Source organism: Acetatifactor sp. (assembly GCF_982438285.1).
The window spans coordinates 1-2,829 of the sequence record NZ_CEWDFQ010000376.1 but is presented as its reverse complement, the minus strand read 5'-3'; the positions used below and the strand labels follow the sequence as shown (position 1 = coordinate 2,829).

The following is a 2,829-nucleotide window of genomic DNA, read 5'->3' as shown; positions in this document are numbered from 1 at the left end:
GGCATAGCCCTTCGGGTCATGCCGTTTTCTGATTTTTCAGTTCTTCCAGAGGGATAAGTCCCCTTATTTCTTTTCCTTTTTAAATACAAACACCTTGCTGAACACATAGTTGGCAATCATAACCAAAACCGAGGATATAAAAATTTTGGCAATCCAGTAATTCATCTGAATCAGGTTTACCGTCACATACATGATCACAATATCCAATATCCAAGTGGATACTCTGGCTCCCGCAAACTGGGAAAATTCCTTTAAAATATGAGGGTTGGTGCTCTTAAATACATATTTTCTGTTGGTCACATAGCCAAACAGCACACCAGCCACCCAGCCAAGTGTATTAATCATGGCGTTCTGCCAGCCGATATCCGGATTGAGCAGTGCGGCCTCAAAAATCCAGCAGGCTCCCCAGGACACCAGCGTGGTCAGCACACCCACAATCAAATATGCAATAATCTCCTCATATTTCACACAGAGAGCTTTTATTTTTTCTATCATTTTGCTTCCTCATTCTAAAATATTATGTCCAGAACGGTAACAGTATAAACTTACTATGTTTCAGACTGCTTGTCAAGAAATCCACCGTCCAATTTTAAAATTCAGATACAAAGATAAAAACAATCCCTGTGCCCGTCAACTATTGTAAACGCTGTTAAAAGGGTCCTGCGCCTGCTGCTGCCTCACAGGATTATACTTTAAATTCAAGAAATCCTGGAAGTTCTTATTGAACATGTTTAACAGCTCTGCGCTGTATCCCAGCACCATGTGAGGCTGCTCTGCTCCATAATAGCCCATCGCTTCCTGCGTCTGCGCCTCAGTCAGCGGAATATGGTGTATCTTTTTCCCTATCATATATACCCTCATCTCACTGACGGCGCCTCTGCCTGTCCTCCTGTAATAATAAGCCCATACCGCATCTTTGTTTGCGAAAATGTGAACCTTCATTCCTATAATATAGACAGTCCAGTTTCTGCCGATCCAAACCTTTTGCTTCCCGATCTGGTGCGCCGATGCGAAATCCGTTTCCACCTGGCTCATGGAAATGCCGGGATTCTCCTGAACATACCGGGCGATAGTCTTTGCGCATCCGTTGCTGCATACTTTTACAATCTGTACTATTATGTACACCAGCGCCACAAAAGCCACGATGGTAAATATCACAAAGGTGCTGAGTTTTACGCCGCCTACACTATCCGTATTCAGCGTATAGCCCACAAAAATATCATCTCCATCTTCCACTATGCCAAGATCATATTCCAAAGTTTCGATATAATAGTCTAAAAGATCCCCCTCAAGCTTCTCCCAGGTTCCCGTAATCTTCATGGGCTCAGGAGCCTCCACCGCGCCGGAGTAATCCTCCCAATACGCCCATGTGTCGTCAATCATGGCATAAGCCTCCTCCTGGTCCCGCTTGGGCAGATAAAAGCTGAAATAATACCAAGTGGAGGTCATAGTCTCATAATTATCGTCAGCGTAAAAGGCTATGTAACTGTTTCCATCGGTAGAAGTGGTAGTTCTCCCGGATTCATACTCCGTTGTGGTTTGATGCTCCACATAGTCGGTGAGCAGGTTCTGCACCTGGATGGTTGCCCACCTGCCCTCGTACTGCGCCGGGTCCTGCGTCATATCAATTTCCACCGGTCCCAGAATCAAATCAAAAATGGCAAATTTCGTGATAATCAGACAGGCAATTATCACCACTGCTCCGATCACAATACGGATGATTCCGCTTTTTCTCGTAAAGCTCCTCAGTATGTCTATCATCTTACACCCTCCTCATAGGTTCCTGCTGCTTTTATGCAGACTATCCCCGCCAGCCTGTATTTGTTATTACTTTAACATAAAGAAACGAAAAAGCAAACAGGGAAATCCTTCCCATAAAGCGCGGAAATCACTGTGGGTTTACAATATTACGTTCCTCTCCATTTAAAAATGCCCTTATATTTTCATATACTCCCTCCACGCATCTGGTGCGGGCCTCCACGCTGGCCCAGGCCAGGTGCGGGGTGATAATCAGGCGGCTGCTGTCCTTGATACGGCTTAGCGGATTGTCCTGCGTCAAAGGCTCCTTTTCTACCACATCCAGACCTGCCGCCTGGATCTGGCCTGTCTCAAGAGCCTCATACAAATCCCTGTTGTTCACCACACCTCCTCTGGCCACATTGATGAGAATGGCTGTAGATTTCATTTTGGATAATGCCTCCTTTTCGATAAAGTCACGGGACAAATCGCTTAAGGGACAATGTAAGGACAAAATATCGCTCTGTGCAAGCAGCTCATTCTTATCCACCTGCTCGTATTCTGTGCAGGTGCTTTTTCCTGTGATGGAATAAAAGATTACCTTACAGCCAAAGGCAGCAGCAATTTTTGCCACTCTGCGGCCAATATTTCCCATCCCCACAATTCCCCAGGTTTTCCCATCCAGCTCGCGGAAGGGAAGATCAAAATTGGAAAAACGGCTTTGAGCGCTGTAGGCTCCGGATTTCACATAATTGTCATAATAAGACAGCTTCTGCAGAAGGGCCAGCGCCAGCGTAAAGGTATGCTGGGCTACCATGGCGGTGGAATAGTCCACCACATTAGCCACCTTTATGCCTCTTTTGGTACAATAGTCCAGATCACAATTATCATAGCCTGTGGCAAATTCACAGATCAGCTTTACCTTGGAAGCATTCTTAAGCGATTCCTCATTCATGGGCGCTTTGTTCACCACCACCACATCCGCATCCCCAATCCGTCCTGCCGCTTCCTCTGCGGTTACGGTATTTTCATAACAGGTCACATTTCCCAGCTTTTCAAAACAGTCCACGGAAACATCGGTTCCCACACTGT

General features: G+C 45.9%; 3 protein-coding genes. All 3 read right to left on the bottom strand.

Features of this window, described 5'->3' with window-relative positions:
- Positions 1-63: 63 nt before the first annotated feature.
- The gene (locus AC1WIP_RS14120) at positions 64-495 is read right to left on the bottom strand and encodes a GtrA family protein (RefSeq protein WP_481142427.1); all 432 of its coding nucleotides are present in this window, start codon (positions 493-495) and stop codon (positions 64-66) included.
- 135 nt (positions 496-630) lie between these two features.
- Positions 631-1,761, bottom strand: coding sequence for a DUF6709 family protein (locus AC1WIP_RS14115; protein WP_481142426.1), 1,131 nt, complete (start codon positions 1,759-1,761; stop codon positions 631-633).
- Positions 1,762-1,888: 127 nt separating this feature from the next.
- A partial coding sequence (locus AC1WIP_RS14110) for a D-2-hydroxyacid dehydrogenase (protein ID WP_481142425.1) occupies positions 1,889-2,829 on the bottom strand: 941 nt, incomplete at its 5' end.